Raw genomic sequence first — 17,320 nt, forward strand, 5'->3', positions numbered from 1 at the left:
GGGCCCCTCGCGTGCGCGGAGCCGGACCGCCGGCCGGAGTGGACGGCCGGGTTCCTCTTGCTTTGGGACATGACAAGAAGTCAGGATGCCCAGGCCCCGCGACGGCTACACCTGAGGCGGGAAAAATTTCGAGAATGGCTGTATCTGGATCAGCCACCGCTGGATCTACCAATCGACCACGTGGTCGACGGTATGAGTCCGAGGGTGGGGGAAACAGCATGGCGCTCGAAAAGGCCGACGTCGTCGGAGCCCTGCGCAAGTCGCTGAAGGAGACCGAGCGTCTTCGGCGGCAGAACCAGCAGCTGCTCGACCGCGCGGGCGAGCCGTTGGCGATCGTCGGGATGAGCTGCCGCTTCCCCGGCGGGGTGGCCTCGCCCGAGGACCTGTGGTCGCTGGTCGCCGAGGGCCGGACGGGGATCTCGGAGTTCCCCGGCGACCGCGGCTGGGACCTGGACAACCTCTACGACCCGGACCCGGACCACCCCGGCACCGCCTACACCCGGCACGGCGGCTTCCTCCCCGGCATGGCCGAGTTCGACGCGGACTTCTTCGGCATCAGCCCGCGCGAGGCGCTCGCCATGGACCCGCAGCAGCGTCTGCTGCTCGAAGGCGCCTGGGAGGCGTTCGAGGACGCGGGCGTCGACCCGCTGACCCTCAAGGGCAGTGACACCGGCGTCTTCTGCGGCCTCATGTTCTCGGACTACCAGTTCGTCGCCGGGCAGAGCGACCGCCGGCCGGAGATCGAGGGCTACCTCTCCATCGCCTCCTCGCCCAGCGTCGCCTCCGGCCGGATCAGCTACACCTTCGGCTTCGAGGGCCCGGCCGTCACCGTGGACACGGTCTGCTCCTCCTCCCTCGTGGCGATCGACCTGGCCGCCAAGGCCCTGCGCAACCAGGAGTGCTCGCTCGCCCTGGTCGGCGGCGCGACCACGCTGGCCCGGCCCAGCGCCTTCGTGGAGTTCAGCCGCCAGCGCGCCCTCTCGCCGGACGGGCGCTGCAAGGCCTACGCGGCGGGCGCGGACGGCGTCGGCTGGGCCGAGGGCATGGGCCTGCTGCTGCTGGAGCGGCTGTCGGACGCCCAGCGCAACGGGCGGCGCATCCTGGGCCTGGTCCGGGGCAGTGCGGTGAACCAGGACGGTGCCAGCAACGGACTCACCGCGCCCAACGGGCCGTCGCAGGAGCGGGTGATCCGGCAGGCGCTCGCCAGCGCCGGGCTGTCCCCCGCCGACGTCGACGCGGTTGAGGGCCACGGCACGGGCACGCCGCTGGGCGACCCGATCGAGGCTGAGGCGCTGCTCGCCACCTACGGCCAGAACCGCGAGAACGGGCCGCTCTGGCTCGGCTCGATCAAGTCGAACTTCGGCCACACCCAGGCCGCCGCCGGCGTCGCGGGCGTGATCAAGATGGTCATGGCGATGCGGCACGGCACGCTCCCGCCGACCCTGCACGTGGACGCGCCCTCCCCGCACGTCGACTGGTCGTCCGGCGAGGTCGCCCTGCTGACCGAGGCCCGGGACTGGCCGGTCGCCGAGGGGCGACCGCGCCGCGCCGGCGTGTCCTCGTTCGGTGTCAGCGGCACCAACGCGCACGTGATCCTGGAGGAGGCCCCGGCCGCGGAGGCCGACGCGGACGCGCCGGCGCGGACGGGCGGCGCGCGGCCGCCGGTGCTCGTGCCGCTCTCGGCACGCAGCGAGGCGGCGCTGCGCGAGCAGGCCGACCGGCTGCGCGCCCACATGATCGCCCGCCCGGAGCTGGACCACCTCGACATCGGATTCACCCGGGCCACCATGCGCGCCCACCTCGACCACCGCGCCGTGGTCGTGGCCACCGACCGGGGTGCCCTGCTGACCGGCCTGAGCGACCTCAGCGCGGCGGAGCCGGCCGCGAACGTGGTCGAGGGCCAGGCCGGGGGATCGGCCGTGAAGCCGGTGTTCGTGTTCCCGGGGCAGGGGGCGCAGTGGGTGGGGATGGCGGTGGGGTTGTTGGATTCCTCGCCGGTGTTCGCGGCGGAGATCGCCGATTGCGGTGCGGCGCTCGCGGAGTTCGTGGACTGGAAGTTGGAGGACGTGCTGCGCGGCGTCGAGGGGGCGCCGACGTTGGAGCGGGTGGACGTGGTCCAGCCGGCGTTGTTCGCGGTGATGGCGGGTCTGGCGGCGTTGTGGCGTTCGTACGGGGTCGAGCCCGCGGCGGTCGTCGGTCACTCGCAGGGCGAGATCGCGGCGGCGTATGTCGCGGGCGGGCTGTCGCTGCGTGACGCGGCCCGGATCGTGGCGGTGCGCAGCCGGTTGGTGCGTGACCGGCTGGCGGGTCTGGGCGGCATGATGTCGGTGGCGCTGCCGGTGGCGCGGGTCGAGGAGTTGCTGGAGCCGTACGCGGGCCGGCTGTCGGTGGCGGCGGTGAACGGTCCCGCCGCGGTGGTCGTCGCGGGCGAACCGGCCGCGCTGGACGAGGTGTTCGAGGCCTGCGAGCGCGACGGCGTGCGGGCCCGCAAGGTCAAGGTCGACTACGCCTCGCACTCCCCGCAGGTCGAGGCCATCGAGGCCGACCTCCTGAAGGCGCTCGCCGAGGTCGAGCCGACCGCCGGCCGGGTGCCGTTCTACTCCACGGCGCTCGGCGGGTTCATCGACACCACGGTGATGGACGCCGGGTACTGGTACCGCAACCTGCGCGGCCAGGTCGGCTTCGAGCCGGCCGTCCGCGCGCTGATCGACAAGGGCACGGGCTGCTTCCTGGAGATGTCGCCCCACCCCGTGCTGACCATGGCGGTGGAGGACACCGCCGAGGCGGCGGAGGCGAGCGGGCGGGTGAGCGCCGTCGGCTCGCTGCGCCGCGACGAGGGCGACCTGGCACGCTTCCTCCAGTCGCTGGGGGAGGCCCACGTCGCCGGGGTGAAGGTCGACTGGGACGCCGTGTTCGCCGGCACCGAGCCGCAGCGCGTCGAGCTGCCGACCTACGCCTTCCAGCGGGAGAAGTACTGGCTGACGCCGTCCGCGCAGGGCGGTGACGTCGCGGCGGCCGGGCTGGACCGGATCAAGCACCCCGTCCTCGCGGCGGCCGTGCAGGTCGGCGACCGCGACGAGTGGGTGTTCACCGGCCGGTTCTCGACCGAGTCCCAGCCGTGGGTGCGCGACCACGTCGTCCTCGGCGTGGTGGTCGTCCCGGGTGCCGCGCTGGTCGAACTCGTCCTCGCCGCCGCCCGGCACCTCGGCTGCGAACTCCTCGACGAACTCGTCTTCGAGGCGCCGCTGACCCTCGACGAGGGCGCCGCCCGGCATGTCAAGGTCACGATCGGCGCGCCGGGGGAGGACGGGCGCCGCGAACTCGCCATCCACTCCCTCCCCGAGGCCGGGACCGGCCCGGACGGCACCCGCGACTCCGTCCGGCACGCCCGCGGCCGGCTCGCCGCCGAGGCCGGGCCCGTGGCGCCCTTCCCCGCCCTGTGGCCGCCGGTCGCCGCCGTCGAGCTCAACGCCGACGCCCTGTACGAGCGGCTGGCCGACCTCGGGCTCGACTACGGCCGGCTCTTCCAGGGAGTGCAGTCGGTGTGGCGCAGCGGCTCCGAGGTGTACGCCGAGGTGGCGCTGCCCGACGGCACCGCCGTCGACGGATTCGCCGTCCACCCGGCGCTGTTCGACTCCGCGCTGCACGTCAGCATGCTCGACAAGGACGCCGGCTCCACCCCCGACCTGCCGTTCTCCTGGTCCGGCGTGCGGGTCGGGCGCCCGGCCGTCACCCGGGCCAGGGTGCGCGTCACCGGTGCGGGAGAGTCCGCGTTCCGGGTCGAGGTCGCGGACGAGAACGGCGAGCCGGTCGTCGCCGTCGACAGCCTCGCCGTGCGCCCGGTCGACCCGGCGCGGCTGCGTGCCCGGGGCGAGCAGAACGACCTGTTCCAGTTGGAGTGGACTCCGGTCACCGGCACCCCGTCCTCCCGGGTCCGGGTCGTCGTCCTCGGCGAGCTCGACGCACCCGGAGAGCGCTTCGCCGACCTGGCCGCGCTGGAGAAGGCACTGGAAGGCGGGGCCGACGGGCCGGACCTGGTACTCGCCGCGGTCGACGCTCCCGATGCCGACGACCCGGCGCGCGGCGCCACCCTGGTCGCCGAGCGCACCCTCGCGATGGCCCAGCTCTGGCTCGCCAGTGAGTGGCTGGGCGAGGCGAAGCTGGTCGCGGTGACCCGGAACGCGGTCGCCGTCGGCGCGGAGTCCGTGGACCTCGCCCAGGCGCCCGCCTGGGGCCTGCTGCGCAGCGCGCAGGCCGAGCACCCCGGCCGGTTCGTCCTGGTCGACACCGACGGTGCGGCCGGGCCGGACTGGAGCACCCTGGCGGACCTCGACGAGCCGCAGCTGGCGGTGCGCGGCGGTGCGCTGCTCTCGCCCCGGCTCGACCGCGTCGTCGCCGGCCCGGCCGGGCACGCCTGGCGGCTCGGCAGCACCGAGAAGGGCTCGCTGGAGAACCTGACGATCCTGCCCTCGGACGGTGCCCGCGCGCTGGGCGTCGGCGAGGTCCGGATCTCCGTGCGCGCCGCGGGCCTCAACTTCCGCGACGTGCTGATCGCCCTCGGCATGTACCCCGGTGAGGCGCCGCTCGGCAGCGAGGCGGCCGGCGTGGTGCTCGAAGTCGGCGCGGACGTGACCGACCTGAAGCCCGGCGACCGCGTCTTCGGCCTGGTGACGGACGCCTTCGGCCCGCTCGCCGTCGCCGACCGGCGGACCGTGGCCCCCGTGCCGGCCGGACTCACCTTCGCCGAGGCCGCCGCCATCCCCGTCGTCCACCTGACCGCCTACTACGGCCTGGTCGACCTCGCCGACCTGCGGCCCGGTGAGAAGCTGCTGGTCCACGCGGCCGCCGGCGGTGTCGGCATGGCCGCCATCCAACTCGCCCACCACCTCGGGGCCGAGGTGTTCGCCACCGCCAGCCCTGCCAAGTGGGACGCCGTCCGAGCGCTGGACGTGCCCGTCGAGCGGATCGCCAACTCCCGCGACCTCGGCTTCCGCGACGCCTTCCGGCAGGCCACCGGCGGCGCGGGCGTCGACGTGGTGCTCAACTCCCTGGCCGGCGAGTTCGTCGACGCCTCGCTGGAGCTGCTGCCGCGCGGCGGCCGCTTCCTGGAGATGGGCAAGACCGACCTGCGCGACCCGGAGGCCGTCGCCCGGCAGCACGCCGGCGTGCGCTACCGCTCGTACGACCTGGTCACCGCCGCCGGGCCGGAGCGCATCCAGCAGATGCTCGTCGAGATCGCCGAACTGTTCGCGCGTGGCGTGCTCACCCCCTCACCGATCCGCTCCTGGGACGTGCGCCGCGGCCAGGACGCCTTCCGCTACCTGCGCGAGGGGCGCAACACCGGCAAGGTCGTGCTGACCGTGCCGGCGCCCCTCGACCCCGAGGGCACCGTGCTGATCACCGGCGGTACGGGTGGTCTGGGCGCGCTGTTCGCCCGGCACCTCGTCACCCGGTACGGCGTGCGGCACCTGCTGCTGGCCAGCCGGCGCGGCCCGGCGGCCGAAGGCGCCGCCGCGTTGGTGGCGGAGCTGGAGGCACTCGGCGCCTCGGCTCGCGTCGCCGCCTGCGACGTCACCGACCGGGAGCAACTCGGCTCGATGATCGGCTCGCTGGAGCGGCCGCTGACCGCCGTGGTGCACACCGCCGGTGTGCTCGCGGACGGCGTCATCGAGTCCCTGTCGCCCGAGCGGATCGGGCTGGTCATGAAGCCCAAGCTCGACGCCGCCTGGCACCTGCACGAACTGACCGCCCGGATGGACCTGTCGGCGTTCGTGCTGTTCTCCTCCGCCGCCGGCCTCCTCGGCAACGCCGGCCAGGCCAACTACGCCGCCGCCAACGCCGCCGTCGACGCGCTCGCCGCCTTCCGCCGGGCAGCCGGTCTGCCCGCCGTCTCGCTCGCGTGGGGCCTGTGGTCCGACTCCACCGGGATGACCGGCGAACTCGACGAAGCCGACCTCGTCCGCATGGAACGCACCGGCATCGGCGCGATCTCCAACGCACTCGGCCTGGAACTGTTCGACCAGGCCCTCGGGGCGGAGGCCGCGGTGCTCGCCCCCGTCCGCCTGGACCCGACCGCGCTGCGCGCCCAGGCCAGGGCCGGGCTGCTGCCCGCCCTGCTGCGCGGGCTCGTCCGGGCCCCCGCCCGCCGCGCCGACACCGCGCGCTCCCTGGAACGGCGGCTCGCCGGCGTGCCGGAGGCCGACCGCGAGCAGGTCGTGCTGGACCTGGTGCGCACCCAGGTGGCCTCGGTGCTCGGCCACGCCTCGCCGGCCGCGGTCGAACCCGAGCGGGCCTTCAAGGAGCTGGGCTTCGACTCGCTCGCGGCCGTCGAACTGCGCAACCGGCTGAGCCAGGTCGCCGGCATCCGGCTGCCCGCCACGCTGGTCTTCGACCACCCCACCCCGATCGAGGCCGCCCGGCTGATCCTGTCGCTGGTCGGCGGGACGGGCGGCGCGGATCAGCCTTCCCCGCTCGACCAGGAACTGCAACGGCTCGAAGCCCTGCTGATCGCCGTCTCCGGCCACGAGACGCAACTCGCCGGCGCCGAACCGCGCCTGCGCTCGCTGAGCAACCGGCTCCTCGCCCTGCTGACCGCCACCGGCACCGAGGCCGCCGAGGCGGACGACACCTTCGCGGACGACCTCGACTTCGTCTCTGACAGCGACATGTTCGACCTCATCGACAAGGAGCTCGGATCCGCATGACCGGGAAGAACGACGACCGCCGGACCGGACAGATGAGCGACGAGCAGAAGCTCCGCACCTACCTGAAGCGCGTCACCAGCGAACTGCACACCACCAAGCGGCGGGTGCGCGAGCTGGAGCAGCGCGACGTCGAGCCGATCGCGATCGTCGGCATGAGCTGCCGGTACGCGGGCGGGGTGACCTCGCCCGAGGAGCTGTGGCAGCTGGTTGCCGAGGGCCGGGACGGCATGGGCCCGTTCCCGACGGACCGCGGCTGGGACCTGGAGAAGCTCTACGACGAGGACCCCGAGCGGCCGGGCAGCGCCTACGCCGTCGAGGGCGGGTTCGTGGACACCGCGACCACGTTCGACGCGGACTTCTTCGGGATCAGCCCGCGCGAGGCGCTGGCCATGGACCCGACGCAGCGGCTCACACTGGAGTCGGCGTGGGAGGCGCTGGAGGACGCGGGCATCGACCCGGCCTCGCTGCGGGGCAGCGACACCGGTGTGTTCGCCGGGACCGTGTCGTCGGACTACGGTCCCTCCACGCTGCCGGAGCTGGAGGGTTTCCGGGTCACCGGCACCCAGAGCAGCGTGATGTCGGGACGCGTCGCGTACTCGCTGGGCCTGGAGGGACCGGCGGTGTCCGTCGACACGGCGTGCTCGTCGTCGCTGGTGGCGATGCACCTGGCGGTGAACGCGCTGCGCTCGGGCGAGTGCTCGCTGGCGCTCGCCGGCGGTGTGACGGTGCTGGCGGGGCCGTTCCTGTTCGTGGAGTTCAGCCGTCAGCGCGGCCTCGCGCCGGACGGGCGCTGCAAGGCGTACGCGTCGGCGGCGGACGGGACCGGGTTCTCGGACGGCGTCGGACTGGTCGTGCTGGAGCGGCTGTCGGACGCGCGGCGCAACGGGCGGCGCATCCTGGGGCTGGTCCGGGGCAGTGCGGTGAACCAGGACGGCGCGAGCAACGGTCTGACGGCGCCGAGCGGGCCGTCGCAGGAGCGGGTGATCCGGCAGGCGCTGGCCAGTGCCGGCCTGTCGGCGGCGGAGGTCGACGCCGTCGAGGGGCACGGGACGGGCACCAAGCTGGGTGACCCGATCGAGGCGCACGCGCTGCTGGCCACCTACGGGCGTGAGCGGGCCGGGGACGAGCCGCTGTGGCTGGGGTCGGTGAAGTCGAACATCGGTCACACGTCGGCGGCGGCGGGTGTGGCGGGTGTGATCAAGATGGTGATGGCGATGCGGCACGGTGTGCTGCCCGCCACGCTGCACGTGGACGAGCCGTCTCCGCACGTGGAGTGGGACTCCGGGCGGGTCGAGCTGCTGACGGAGGCGCGTCCGTGGCCGGCGGGTGAGCGTCCGCGTCGGGCGGGTGTGTCGTCGTTCGGTGTGAGCGGGACGAACGCGCATCTGATCGTGGAGGAGGCTCCGGCGGAGGAGTCTGCGGAGGAGTCTTCGGAGGCGCCCGAGGTCGTTCGGCCTGCGGGTGTGGTGCCGGTGGTGTTGTCGGCGCGGACGGATGCGGCGCTGCGGGAGCAGGTGGAGCGGCTGCGGTCGCACCTGGTGGCGCGGCCGGAGCTGTCGGTCGGCGATGTGGCGTTCTCGTCGGTTGCTTCGCGTGCGCTGCTGGAGCGGCGTGCGGTCGTGGTGGCCTCGGACCGGGGCGAGCTCGTGGAGCGGCTGTCCCGAGTGGCGTCGGGTGAATCAGGTGTTGGAGGCAAGTCCGCCTTCCTGTTCACGGGGCAGGGCTCGCAGCGCGGTGGGATGGGCCTGGAGCTGGCCGGGGCGTTCCCGGTGTTCGAGCGGGCGCTGGCCGAGGTCTGCGCGGAGCTGGATGCGCGTCTGGGCCGTTCGGTGCGGGAGTTGATCGCGGCCGGCGGCGATGACCTGAATGCCACGGAGTTCACGCAGGCGGCGTTGTTCGCGGTCGAGGTGGCGTTGTTCCGTCTGGTGGAGTCGTTGGGCCTGCGGGCGGACTTCCTGGTGGGGCATTCGGTGGGTGAGATCGCGGCCGCGCATGTCGCGGGTGTGCTCTCGCTCGCGGACGCGGCCGAACTTGTGGTCGCGCGTGGCCGGTTGATGGGCGCGTTGCCGTCCGGTGGCGTGATGGTCGCGGTGCAGGCGGGTGAGGTGGAGGTCGCCGAGTCGCTGGCCGGCTTCGAGGGACGGCTGGAGATCGCGGCGGTCAACGGTCCGTTGGCGGTGGTGGTTTCGGGTGACGAGGACGCCGCAGAGGAGTGGCTGGCGAGGGTCGAGGGTCGCAAGACGACGCGCCTGCGGGTCTCGCATGCGTTCCACTCGCCCCGCATGGAGCCGATGCTGGACGAATTCCGTCTGGTGGCGGAGAAGTTGACGTACGCCGCGCCCACGATTCCAGTGGTCTCGAACGTCACCGGCACGGTGGTGGAGGAGTTCGACGCCGAGTACTGGGTGCGGCACGTCCGCCAGGCGGTGCGTTTCGCCGATGGCGTCAACACCCTCTGGGAGCGGGGTGTTCGCCGGTTCCTGGAACTCGGTCCGGACGCGGTGCTCACCGCGATGGCCCGCCAGTGCGTCGACGAGGACGCGGAGGCGGTCTTCGTCCCGGCCCTGCGCGCGAAGCAGGGCGAGCGGGAGACCTTCGCCGCGTTCCTCGGGCACGCCCACACGGCCGGCGTCACCGTGGACTGGGAGGCCTTCTACGCGGGCACCGACGCCCAGCGCGTCGACCTGCCGACCTACGCCTTCCAGCGCGAGCGGTTCTGGCTGACCCCCGGCTCCGCTGTCGGTGACGTCACGGCAGCAGGGCTCCTGGGCATCGAGCACCCGATGATCGCGGCCGCCGTGCAGGTGGGTGACCGCGACGAGTGGGTGTTCACCGGTCGGGTCTCCACCGAGAGTCAGCCCTGGGTCACCGAGCACCTGCTGCTCGGCACCATGGTCGTGCCCGGCGTGGCGCTGGTCGAGCTGGCCATCGCCGCCGGTCGCCGGGTGGGTGTGCCGGTGCTGGACGAGCTGGTGCTGGAGTCGCCGCTGCTCGTCCAGGAGGGCGTCACCCGCCGGCTGCAGATCGCCGTCGCGGCGGCCGGCCCGGACGGCCGCCGGGACGTGGCGATCTACTCGCGGCCGGAGGACAGTGCCGGGGAGGCCGAGGCCACCTGCCATGCACGGGGCATCCTGGGCGCCGATGCCGCGCCCGTCGCCCAGTGGTCGGAGCAGTGGCCGCCGCAGGACGCCGAGCCGATTCCGGTCGAGGACCTGTACGCGCGCCTCGCCGACATCGGCTACGACTACGGCCCGCTCTTCCACGGTGTCGAGGCCGTCTGGCGCGATGGCGACGAGACCTACGCCGAGGTCGCTCTTTCCGAAGGGCAGGAGGGCTTCGGCATCCACCCGGCGCTCTTCGACTCGGCGCTGCAGAGCGGCGTCATCCTGCTCACCGAGAACGGCGCCGGCGCTCACCTCATGCCGTTCAGCTGGAACGGCGTGCAGCTCGGCGGCAGTGGCGCCACGCGGTTGCGGGTCCGTTCCACCATGACCGGCGGCACCTCGCTGCGGCTGGACGCCGTGGACACGGACGGGACGCCGGTGGTGTCCGTGCGCTCCCTCATCGTGCGCCCGGTCGAGCAGTCCCGCATCGACAGTGCGGGCGGGGATGCGCGGCAGTCGCTGTACACGGTGGACTGGACGCCGGTCTCGGCAGTCGGCCCTGCGGCTGTCGCGGACGTCGTCCGGATCGGTGCGGGGGAGACCCACCCGGAGCTGGCCGCGCTGGAGCAGGCACTCGCCGGCGGCGCCCAGGCGCCGCACGCGGTGCTCGCCGCGATCTCCGCCCCTGACGGGGACCCGGCCGGTGCGGCCCGTGAGGCCGTCGCCGAGGCGCTGGGCCTGGTGCAGGGGTGGTTGGCGAGTGAGTGGCTGGGTGAGTCCCGGCTTGTGGTGACCACTCGGGGTGCGGTGTCGGTCGGGGGTGAGGCGCCGGATGCGGCGCAGGCGGCGGTCTGGGGTCTGCTGAGGAGCGCCCAGTCCGAGCACCCCGGTCGTTTCGTGCTGGTGGATCTGGACGGTGAGGAGCCGGACTGGGGCGCGGTGCTCGGCGCGGACGAGCCGCAGCTCGCGGTGCGCGCCGGCAAGGTGCTGGCGCCGAGGCTCGAACGATCCGGTGCGGCCGGTGGGCCGGCGGTGGAGTTCGACGCCGAGGGCACGGTGGTGGTCACCGGTGGTACGGGTGGTCTGGGGGCGCTGTTCGCCCGCCGCCTGGCGGCCGCGTACGGTGTGCGGCACCTGTTGCTGCTGAGCCGGAGCGGCCCGGCGGCCGAAGGCGTCGCCGAACTGGTGGGCGAGCTCAAGGGCTTGGGTTGCGAGGCGCGGGTCGTCGCGTGTGACGTCGCGGACCGTGAGCAGTTGGCCGCCGCCCTCGCCTCGGTCGAGCGTCCGCTGACGGCGGTCGTGCACGCGGCCGGTGTGCTGGACGACGGCACGATCGAGTCGCTGTCGCCCGAGCAGGTCGAGCGGGTGATGCGTCCGAAGCTGGACGCGGCCTGGCACCTGCACGAGCTGACCGCCGGGGCGGACCTGTCCGCGTTCGTGCTGTTCTCGTCGGTGGCGGCGCTGATCGGCAGCCCTGGTCAGGGCAACTACGCCGCCGCGAACTCCGCCCTGGACGCGCTGGCCGCGTCCCGTCGGGCCGCCGGCCTGCCGGCGACCTCGCTCGCCTGGGGCCTGTGGTCCGAGGCCGGCGGCATGGCCGGTCAGCTCGATGAGGCCGACCTGGCCCGTCTGGAGCGTACCGGCGTCGGCGCGCTGTCCCAGGAACGCGGGTTCGACCTGTTCGACCTGGCGCTCCGCTCCGGGGCCGCTCTGCTGGCACCCGTCCAACTCGACCCGGCTGCTCTGCGCACGCAGGCACGGGCCGGTCTGCTGCCCGCGCTGCTGCGCGGCCTGGCGCCCGTTGCCGCCCGGCGTGCCGCGACCGGCGGTGCGCTCGCCCAGCGCCTCGTCGGCGTCGAGCAGTCCGAACGCGAGCGGATCGTCCTGGAAGCGGTCCGGGAGCAGGTCGCGGCCGTCCTCGGCCACGCCTCGGCCGCCGCCATCGACACCGAACGCGCTTTCAAGGACCTCGGGTTCGACTCGCTGAGCGCCGTCGACCTGCGCAACCGGCTCACCCAGTCGACCGGCGTCCGGCTGCCGGCCACGCTGATCTTCGACCACCCCACCCCGGCCGCCGTCGCGCGACTGGTCCTCACCGAGGTCGGCGGCCTCGCGGAGGCGTCGAAGCCCGTCGCCCGGCCCAAGCGGCCCGCGGCGAACGAGCCGCTGGCGATCGTCGGCATGAGCTGCCGGTACGCGGGCGGGGTGACCTCGCCCGAGGAGCTGTGGCAGCTGGTCGCCGCCGGCCGCGATGCGGTGGGCGGACTGCCCACCGACCGCGGCTGGGACCGGGACATCTACGATCCCGACCCGGACCAGCCCGGGAAGATCAACATGCGGGGCGGCGCCTTCCTGGAGCGGATCGGCGAGTTCGACGCCGACTTCTTCGGGATCAGCCCGCGCGAGGCGCTGGCGATGGACCCGCAGCAGCGCCTGCTGCTGGAGACCTCGTGGGAGGCCATCGAGCACGCCGGCATCGACCCGACGAGCCTGCGTGGCAGCGACACCGGCGTGTTCGCCGGGGTTGTCACCACCGACTACGGCGGCATGTCCTCCGGAGAGCTGGAGGGCTACCGCCTCACCGGAACCACGACCAGCGTCGTGTCCGGCCGCATCGCCTACACGCTCGGACTCGAAGGCCCGGCGGTGTCCGTCGACACCGCCTGCTCCTCCTCCGCCGTCGCCCTGCACATGGCCGGGCAGGCGTTGCGCTCGGGCGAGTGCTCGCTGGCGCTGGTCGGTGGCGTGACCCTGCTCGCCGGCCCCTACCTGCTGACCGAGTTCAGCCGCCAACGGGCGGTGTCGCCGGACGGACGCTGCAAGGCGTACTCGGCTTCGGCGGACGGGACCGGCTTCTCCGAGGGCGCCGGCCTGGTCGTGCTGGAGCGGCTGTCGGACGCGCGGCGCAACGGGCGGAAGATCCTCGGCGTGATCCGGGGCAGTGCGGTGAACCAGGACGGTGCGTCGAACGGTCTGACGGCTCCGAACGGGCCGTCGCAGGAGCGGGTGATCCGGGCGGCGCTGGCGAACGCTGGTCTGTCGCCGGCCGATGTGGACGCGGTCGAAGGTCATGGCACGGGGACCAGGCTGGGTGACCCGATCGAGGCCCAGGGGCTGCTCGCGACGTACGGGCGTGAGCGGGCCGGGGACGAGCCGCTGTGGCTCGGCTCGATCAAGTCGAACATCGGTCACACGTCGGCGGCGGCGGGTGTGGCGGGTGTGATCAAGATGGTGATGGCGATGCGGCACGGTGTGCTGCCCGCCACCCTTCATGTGGATGCGCCGTCTCCGCACGTGGACTGGGAGTCGGGTGAGGTCCGGCTGCTGACGGAGGCACGGGAGTGGCGGTCCGTCGAGGGGCGTCCGCGTCGTGCCGCGGTGTCGTCGTTCGGTGTGAGCGGGACGAACGCGCATCTGATCGTGGAGGAGGCTCCGGCGGAGGAGCCGGTGGCGGAGAAGCGGACCTCGCCGGTCGCGCCACTGCCGGTGGTGTTGTCGGCGCGGACGGATGCGGCGCTGGTGGCGCAGGTGGAGCGGCTGCGGTCGCACCTGGTGGCGCGGCCGGAGCTGTCGGTCGGCGATGTGGCGTTCTCGCTGGTGGCTTCGCGTGCGCTGCTGGAGCGGCGTGCGGTGCTGGTGGCTTCGGACCGGGACGGCCTGCTGTCCGGTCTGGCCGGGGTGGCGTCGGGTGAGCCTGCCGTGGCGGGCAGGTCGGCGTTCCTGTTCACGGGGCAGGGTTCGCAGCGTGGTGGGATGGGCCTGGAGCTGGCCGGGGCGTTCCCGGTGTTCGAGCGGGCGCTGGCCGAGGTCTGCGCGGAGCTGGATGCGCGTCTGGGCCGTTCGGTGCGGGAGTTGATCGCGGCCGGCGGTGATGACCTGAATGCCACGGAGTTCACGCAGGCGGCGTTGTTCGCGGTCGAGGTGGCGTTGTTCCGTCTGGTGGAGTCGCTGGGGGTTCGGGCGGACTTCCTGGTGGGGCATTCGGTGGGTGAGATCGCGGCCGCGCATGTCGCGGGTGTGCTCTCGCTCGCGGACGCGGCCGAACTCGTGGTCGCGCGTGGCCGGTTGATGGGCGCGTTGCCGTCCGGTGGCGTGATGGTCGCGGTGCAGGCGGGTGAGGTGGAGGTCGCCGAGTCGCTGGCCGGGTTCGAGGGACGGCTGGAGATCGCCGCGGTCAACGCGCCCACCGCGCTGGTGGTTTCGGGTGACGAGGACGCCGCCGAGGAGTGGCTGCCGAGGGTCGAGGGTCGCAAGACGACGCGTCTGCGGGTCTCGCACGCGTTCCACTCGCCGCGCATGGAGCCGATGCTGGACGAATTCCGTCTGGTGGCGGATAAGTTGACGTACACCGCGCCGACGATTCCGGTGGTCTCGAACGTCACCGGTGCGGTGGTGGAGGAGTTCGACGCCGAGTACTGGGTGCGGCACGTCCGTCAGGCGGTGCGTTTCGCCGATGGCGTCAACACCCTCTGGGAGCGGGGTGTTCGCCGGTTCCTGGAGCTGGGTCCGGACGCGGTGCTCACCGCCATGGCCCGCCAGTGCATCGACGAGGACACCGAGGTCGCGTTCGTTCCCGCTCTGCGCGCCAAGCGCGACGAGCCGGAGACCTTCGCCGCGTTCCTCGGGCACGCCCACACGGCCGGCGTCACCGTGGACTGGGAGGCCCTCTACGCGGGCACCGGCGCTCAGCGCGTCGACCTGCCGACCTACGCCTTCCAGCGCGAGAACTACTGGCTCTCGCCGAAGGCCGGCGCCGGTGACGTCGCGACGGCCGGTCTGGACCGGATGCGGCACCCGATCCTGGCGGCGGCCGTGCAGGTCGGCGACCGCGACGAGTGGGTGTTCACCGGCCGCATCTCCCAGGAGAGTCAGCCGTGGACCCGGGACCACCAGGTGTTCGGGATCGTCCTGGTGCCGGGTACCGCGATGGTCGAGATGGCGCTGACCATCGGCCGCAGGCTGGGCTGCGAGGTCGTGGACGAGATGGTCATCGCCGCGCCCCTGGTGCTGGAGGACGACCTCACCCGGCAGATCCGGATCACGGTCGGTCCGGCCGATTCCGACAGCCGGCGCGAGTTCGCGCTCTTCTCCCGGGTCGAGGCCGGTGAGAACGAGGCCGGCGAGCTGACCTGCCACGCCCGCGGCTGGATCTCCGCGAACGCGGAGCCGCTGCCGCAGCTGCCCGTCCCGTGGCCGCCGGCGGACGCCGAACCCCTGGCGGTGTCCGAGCTGTACTCGATGCTGAACAAGAACGCTCACCTGACCGACGCGGGCTTCGACTACGGCCCGGCGTTCCGCGCCGTGCAGACCGCCTGGCGCCGGGACGGCGAGGTGTTCGCCGAGCTGGCACTGCCCGAGGAGGCCGGTTCGGCCGACGGGTTCGCCATTCACCCGGCGATGTTCGACTCCTCCCTGCACGGCGGGCTCGGCATGCTCGACATGGGTGAGGGCAACCCGAGCGGCCTGCCGTTCTCCTGGTCCGGGGTGCAGCTGGAGCGCTTCGGCCTGACCCGGATCCGGGTGCGGATCACGCTGCCGGACCCGACCTCGCTGCAACTCGACATCGCGAGCGAGGACGGTCTGCCGCTGGCCTGCCTGCGACGGCTGGACGTTCGCCCGGTGGAGCAGGCGCACCTGGAGGCGGCCCGGCGGGACGGCGAGCGCCACCTCTACGCGCTGGACTGGGCGTCCGTGCCGGCGGGCCCCGGGGCGCCGGACCTCCGGGTCGCGGCGGTCGGCGCGGTGGACGGTCCGGCGAAGCGGTTCACCGACCTGGCCGCGCTCGGAAAGGCCCTCGTCGAGGGTGACGAGGTGCCGCAGCTTGTGGCCGTGGCCGTGGAGACCCCGGACGGCGACCCGGCGGAGGCGGCCCGCGAGGCCGTGACCCGGGCACTGGACACGGTCCGGCAGTGGCTGGCCGACGACTGGTCGGGCGAGGCCAGGCTGGCGCTGGTCACCCGTGGTGCGGTGTCGGTCGCCGGTGAGGCGGCGGACGTCGCGCAGGCGGCGGTGTGGGGTCTGGTGCGCAGTGCTCAGTCGGAGCACCCGGGTCGGTTCGTGCTGGTGGACACCGATGGTGAAGTGGTCGACTGGGGTGCGGTGTTGGGGTCGGACGAGCCGCAGTTGGCGCTGCGTGGCGGCAAGCTGCTGGCGCCGAGGCTCGAACGATCCGGTACGGCCGGTGGGTCGGCGGTGGACTTCGACGCCGAGGGCACGGTGGTGGTCACCGGTGGTACGGGTGGTCTGGGTGCGCTGTTCGCCCGCCACCTGGTGACCACGCACGGTGTGCGGCACCTGTTGCTGCTGAGCCGGCGTGGTCCGGCGGCCGAAGGCGCGGCCGAGTTGATGGCGGAGCTGGCGGCGCTGGGTGCTTCGGCGAAGGTCGTCGCCTGCGATGTCGCGGATCGCGACGAACTGGCTGCCGCCCTAGCCCAGGCGGAGCGTCCGCTGACGGCGGTCGTGCACGCGGCCGGTGTGCTGGACGACGGCACGATCGAGACGCTGTCGCCCGAGCAGGTCGAGCGGGTGATGCGTCCGAAGCTGGACGCGGCCTGGCACCTGCACGAGTTGACGGTCGAGGCGAAGCTCTCCGCGTTCGTGCTGTTCTCGTCGGTGGCGGCGCTGATCGGCAGCCCCGGTCAGGGCAACTACGCCGCCGCGAACTCCGCCCTGGACGCGCTGGCCGCCTCCCGCCGGGCCGCCGGTGTGCCGGCGACCTCGCTCGCCTGGGGCCTCTGGTCCGGGGCCGGCGGCATGGCCGCCCAGTTGGGCGAGGCGGAGCTGGTCCGCCTGGAGCGGATGGGCGCCAAGCCGTTGACGGCCGAGCTGGGCCTCGGCCTGTTCGACCGGGCGCTCGCCTCGGACGCGGCCCTGCTCGCGCCCGCCCTGCTGGACACGGCCGTCCTGCGGGCGCAGGCCCGCGACGGGGCGCTACCGGCCGTGCTGCGCGCGCTGGCACCCGCCCCGGCCCGGCGGGTGGACGCCTCGACGGTGTCGCTGCGGGACCGGCTGGCGGGAGTAGCCGTCGCCGACCGGGCGGACGCCGTCCTCGACCTGGTGCGCACCCATGTGGCGGCCGTCCTCGGCCACGCGGGGCCCGCCTCCATCGAGCCCGACCGGGCCTTCCAGGAGATGGGCTTCGACTCGCTCGGCGCCGTCGACCTGCGCAACCGGCTCACCCAGGCGACGAGCATGCGCCTGCCCGCGACGCTGGTGTTCGACCACCCGACGCCCGCCGAGGTCGCGCGACTCCTGCTCGCCGAGTTCGGCGACGGCGATGCGCCGGCCGAAGCACCCATCGACAAGGAACTGACGAAGCTGGAAGACATGCTCGTCACGGTCGCCGACACCGATCGGCGCCACGTGGCCGAGCGACTGCGCCGCCTGCTGTCCGTCGTCGCCGACGACGACGGACAGGCGGAAAGCACGGCCGAGCGGATCGAGGCGGCCACCACGATGGACGAGGTCTTCCAAATGATCGACGCCGAGTTCGGCGAAGCGTGACAGGGGGCG

General features: G+C 73.5%; 2 protein-coding genes. Both read left to right on the plus strand.

All coding sequences use genetic code 11. From position 1 onward, the window contains the following. Positions 1-218: 218 nt before the first annotated feature. Complete coding sequence (locus tag ABD308_RS18795) at positions 219-6,704, plus strand: SDR family NAD(P)-dependent oxidoreductase (protein ID WP_344335958.1); 6,486 nt, start codon at positions 219-221, stop codon at positions 6,702-6,704. Beyond that, a complete protein-coding gene (locus ABD308_RS18800) occupies positions 6,701-17,311 on the plus strand; it encodes an SDR family NAD(P)-dependent oxidoreductase (RefSeq protein ID WP_344335959.1) in 10,611 nt (3,536 codons plus the stop codon). Before ABD308_RS18795 ends, ABD308_RS18800 begins: the two co-directional genes overlap by 4 nt. Positions 17,312-17,320 lie beyond the last annotated feature (9 nt).

The sequence above is a fragment of the Kitasatospora putterlickiae genome (assembly GCF_039527695.1).
Taxonomy (GTDB): domain Bacteria; phylum Actinomycetota; class Actinomycetes; order Streptomycetales; family Streptomycetaceae; genus Kitasatospora; species Kitasatospora putterlickiae.